4 protein-coding genes are annotated in these 4,589 nt (G+C 73.8%); 2 read left to right on the top strand and 2 right to left on the bottom strand.

Features of this window, described 5'->3' with window-relative positions:
- Positions 1–106: 106 nt before the first annotated feature.
- The gene (locus ACFXGA_RS33330; protein WP_378094905.1) at positions 107–976 is read left to right on the top strand and encodes an SDR family oxidoreductase; all 870 of its coding nucleotides are present in this window, start codon (positions 107–109) and stop codon (positions 974–976) included.
- A 13-nt stretch (positions 977–989) separates the two neighbouring features.
- On the opposite strand, the gene ACFXGA_RS33325 is transcribed toward ACFXGA_RS33330, so the two are convergent.
- Positions 990–1,520 (bottom strand): CGNR zinc finger domain-containing protein, encoded by a 531-nt coding sequence (locus ACFXGA_RS33325; protein ID WP_378094903.1) that lies wholly within the window; start codon positions 1,518–1,520, stop codon positions 990–992.
- A 39-nt stretch (positions 1,521–1,559) separates the two neighbouring features.
- On the opposite strand from ACFXGA_RS33325, the gene ACFXGA_RS33320 reads away from it, so the two are divergent.
- Positions 1,560–2,516 carry a DMT family transporter gene (locus ACFXGA_RS33320; RefSeq protein ID WP_378094901.1) on the top strand — a complete coding sequence of 319 codons (957 nt, stop codon included), beginning with the start codon at positions 1,560–1,562 and terminating at the stop codon, positions 2,514–2,516.
- A gap of 122 nt (positions 2,517–2,638) precedes the next feature.
- On the opposite strand, the gene ACFXGA_RS33315 is transcribed toward ACFXGA_RS33320, so the two are convergent.
- Positions 2,639–3,910, bottom strand: a complete 1,272-nt coding sequence (locus tag ACFXGA_RS33315) for an acyl-CoA dehydrogenase family protein (protein WP_378094899.1) — start codon at positions 3,908–3,910, stop codon at positions 2,639–2,641.
- Positions 3,911–4,589: the final 679 nt, after the last annotated feature.

Here is a 4,589-nt window from a genome sequence, read left to right as displayed (position 1 = left end):
ACGCGGGACAGGGGGGATCCCGCGTCCGCACCGCCCGGTTCCGGCGCATTCCCCGGAAGGGTGGCGAACGCGCGCCGGGTCGTGGCGGGGTGGGAGACTGCCGGGCATGTCGACCAGCACGCCGCTCGCGGTCACCGGCGCGACCGGGCACCTCGGCGGACGCGTCGCCCGCCGCCTCGCCGACGCGGGCCACGCCCAGGTGCTCCTCGTCCGCGACCCCTCCCGCGCGCCCCGGCTCCCGGGGGCCACCACGGCGCGGGCCGCGTTCGCCGACAGCGACGCCGTCCGCCGCGCCCTCGACGGCGTCCCGACCGTCCTCATGGTCTCGGCGTCGGAGTCGGTGGACCGCGTCGACCAGCACCGCGCGTTCGTGGACGCGGCGGCGGACGCCGGGGTCGGGCACCTCGTCTACGTCTCGTTCGCCGGCGCCGCGCCGGACGCCACGTTCACGCTCGCGCGCGACCACTGGGCCACCGAGCAGCACATCCGGGCCAGTGGCCTGCGGTTCACCTTCCTGCGCGACAACCTCTACGCCGACTTCCTGCCCGCCATGGTGGGCGAGGACGACGTGCTGCGCGGCCCCGCCGGCGACGGTCGGGTGGCCGCCGTGGCGCAGGACGACATCGCCGACGCCGCCACGGCCGTCCTGACCGACCTGGACGCGCACGCCGGCCGCACCTACGACCTGACCGGTCCGGAGGCGCTGACCCTGCACGAGGTCGCCGCCGTGCTGTCCGCCGCGACCGGGCGGACGATCACCTACCACCCGGAGACCGTGGCCGAGGCGTACCGCTCGCGCGCCCGCTACGGCGCGCCCGACTGGCAGGTCGACGCCTGGGTCTCGACCTACACCGCCATCGCGAACGGCGAGCTGGCCCACGTCGACACCGCGGTGCCGGACCTGACCGGGCACCCCGCGACGTCGCTCGCGCGGCTCGTCGGGGCGGGCTCCCGGGGCCGGTCGCCCGGCGCGTGATCGCGCGCCCGGCTCAGCCCTTGCGGGCGCGGTAGGCGGCGACCGCGATCCGGTTGCCGCACGCGGTGCTGCAGTAGCGGCGCGAGCGGTTGCGGGACAGGTCGAGCACCAGCCCGCCGCACGTGTCGTCGGCGCAGACCGACAGCCGGCTCAGCTCGTCGGCGCGGATCACGTCGACCATCGCCATGGCCGTCTCCACCTCGATCCGGTCGGCGAGCGGCGTGGACGGGTCGGTGGCGTGCAGGTGGTAGTCCTGGTCGTCGTGCCGGACGAGCTGGGGCACGACGTGGTGCCGGGCCAGGATGTCGTTGACCAGGCGCACGGCGGTGTCGCGGTCGCTGGTCAGCAGGCGGCGGAGCGGGGCGCGCAGCGCGCGGACGGCCTCCAGCTCGGCCGCGTCGCGGGTGCGGGAGCCGGTGTAGCCGTGCTCGGCGAAGAACGCGTCGAGCTGGGCCGGGCGGGTCATCGTGTCCGGCTCCTCGGCCGAGTTCACCAAGGCGACCGCGGCGACCAGCGACGCGGTCGTGTCATGGGTGAAAACCATGTTGACAGATTACCGCCGCGGTCCATAGCGTCATGGGTCATGGCGACGATGACACATGACACGCGGGTGGGCGGGCGGCTGCGGTCCGGGTTGGGCTTCGCGGTGCTGTCGGCGTCGTCGTTCGGGTTGTCCGGGCCGCTGGCGAGCGGGCTGATGGACGCGGGCTGGTCCTCGGCGGCCGCGGTGGCGGTGCGGGTGCTGCTGGCGGGCGTCGTGCTCGCGCCCGTGGCGGCCTTCCAGCTGCGCGGCCGGTGGGGCCTGCTGCGCCGCACCGCGCCGCTGATCACCGCCTACGGCCTCGCCGCGGTCGCCGGGTGCCAGCTGGCGTTCTTCAACGCCGTCGCGCGCATGGAGGTCGGCGTCGCGCTGCTGGTCGAGTACACCGCGCCGGTCGCCGTGGTCGCCTGGCTGTGGCTGCGCCGCGGCCAGCGGCCCACCCGGCTGACCGTGGTGGGCGCGGTGCTCGGCCTGCTGGGGTTGACGCTCGTGCTCGACCTGGTGTCCGGTGCGCGGGCCGACGTCGTGGGCGTGCTGTGGGCGTTGGGCGCGATGGTGGGCGCGGCGGTGTACTTCGTCCTGTCGGCGCGGGACGACGACGGGCTGCCCGGCACCGTGCTGGCCGCCGGCGGGTTGCTGCTGGGCGGTGTCGCGTTGCTGGTGGCGGGCGCGGTCGGGATCGTGCCGTTCGCGGTGTCGGCGCGGCCGGTCGCGTTCGACGGGTTCACCGTGCCGTGGTGGTTGCCGGTGCTCGCACTGGGCGTGGTGACGGCCGCGCTGGCCTACGTCGCGGGCATCGCCGCGGTCCGGCGGCTCGGGTCGCGGCTGGCGTCGTTCGTGGCGTTGACCGAGGTCGTGAGCGCGCTGCTGTTCGCGTGGCTGCTGCTCGGCGAGGCCCCGGGCGGGGTGCGGCTCGTGGGCGGCGCGTTGATCCTCGGCGGCGTGGTGGCGGTGAAGCTCGGCGAACCGCGCGGCGAAGCCCGGCGAACCGCGCGGTGAAGCCCGGTGGACCGCGCGGCGAAGCCGGGTGAATCCCGGCAATGACGCCCGGTGGACCGCGCGGTGGAGCCCGGCGGTGACCCGCGGCGGGTGTCCCGGGCGGGACACCCCTCCGCCCGTCCTCAGGAGGAGGCGACCGCGGGCTCCTTGAGGGCCGCCGGCTCGCCCGCGACCAGCGTCACCCGGTCGAGCGCGACGCTGCTCGCCCGGAGCTTGTCCGCCAGCCGGACCGACCACTGGTCCCGGTAGGTGCCGAGCGCGACCTCGGCGAGCCGCAGGCGCTGGATGTCCGACGTGCCCGCGGGGGAGTAGATGTGGTGGGCGTCGCGCAGGAGGCGTTCGACCGTCCGGTCCGGGTCGAGCCCGTACGCCGCGTGGATCTCCATCGCGGTCCGTGCGGAGTCCAAAGAGGACTCCACGTTGAGCAGCTTGGCGCTGATCAGCTCCGCGTCGCACGGCAGGCCCTCGTCGAGCAGGTGGGCGGCGTGGTAGGCGGCCAGCCGCGCGGTCATGAGCTGGGACTGCATCTGGCCCAGCTTCTGCTTCACGGTGGGCAGGTCGGCCAGCGGCTTGCCGTACCGCCGGTGGGTGCTCGCGAAGCGGACCGCCTGCGCCACGATCGCGGCGTGGATGCCGAGCGACACGGCGGTCAGGTTCGGCCGGCCGTACAGCACGCTGGACGAGTAGGCGACGGCCAGGCCGTCGCCCTCCGCGCCGAGCAGGTTCCCGGCCGGCACGCGGCAGTCGTCGAAGATCAGCTCGCCGAAGCTGAAGCCGTGCAGGCCCAGGGCCGGGCGGTGCGGCGCGAGCGAGAAGCCGGGCGCGGTCGCCTCGACCAGGAACGCGGACAGCCCGCGCGAGCCCGGCCCGGTGCGGACCACCACCCCGTGCAGGTCGCCGACGTGGCTGTTGCCCACGAACACCTTGCGGCCGTTGAGGACGTACTCGTCGCCGACCCGTTCGGCGGTCGCGGCCATGCCGAGCACGTGCCCGCCGGCCTCGGGCTCGGTGACCGCGATGGTGGGCAGGCAGGAGCCGTCGGCGACCTCGGGCAACCACCGCTGCTTCTGGCGCTCGTCGCCGAAGTGGACGATCTTCGCCACGCCGAGCTGGGACGCCTGCACCATGGCACCCATCGCGCCGCTGACGCGGGACAGCTCCTCGATGATGATGGTCTTGGCCAGGTGGCCGAGGCCCATGCCCCCGTACCGGGGATCGACGGTGACGCCGATCCAGCCCTGGCGGGCGATCAGCCGGGACAGCTCGTGGTGGACGGCCTTGGACTCCTCCATGTCGGCCACCGCGGGCGCGACCTCCGCCTCCGCGAACGCCCGCACCTCCGCCCGCAGCCGCTCGTGCTGCGGGGTGGTGAAGTAGCTGGTCGTGAGACTCACGTGATTTCCCCCAAGGTTGATTTCCGGCCGTTTCCGGGCAGCACGACTCCCCCGTTGTGCGGTGTGTCCGGTACGAATTCGCGGACCATCACACCCGCGGTGGGGAACGTCGGCAACACCGGTGTGCCAGGTCGCTTCGGACTCCCGCCGAGGCGATGGGGCGGAGGCGGGAAAACGGTCGCGGTAGGGCGCGCTTGATCGACACGTGCGGTGATCGAGACAGTGTTACCGTCGCATTACTGCTGGTCACAGCTGGGCTTCCGCTGGTACGTAGAGCTGCGAACTTGTGGTGCCGCGGTAATGGAGAGCGGATCTTCGGGTCATCCATTGTGGTGACTGAAAGTGACGAAAGAAGTTCGCTCGCGGTTTTGGCGAACAGCCGCCGTTAACGGGTGAACCGCATTCCGTCATTCGGTCCCATTATGAAGGTTGCTCGCAAAAACCCACTGCGCCCGAATGGCGGTACGGGCAGTGTGTCCGAATTTCGGCCGGGTGGAATCGTCGTCCGGCCGGGGGTCAGAGCCGACCGCTGCGGAACCGGTCGAGGACGCGGCGGTCGCGTTTGGTGGGGCGGCCGGGGGGGGGCCCCCCGCCCCCGCCCCCCGCCGGGGCGGCGGGGGGCGGCGGGGTCGGGGGGGTGGTGGGAGGTGATAAACCCACCCCGGGGCGGCGCCCCCCA

Origin of the sequence: Actinosynnema sp. NPDC059335 (assembly GCF_042752395.1) — a bacterium.
Taxonomy (GTDB): domain Bacteria; phylum Actinomycetota; class Actinomycetes; order Mycobacteriales; family Pseudonocardiaceae; genus Actinosynnema.
The sequence above is the reverse complement of the archived record's forward strand: the minus strand, read 5'-3'. Positions and strand labels throughout refer to the sequence as shown.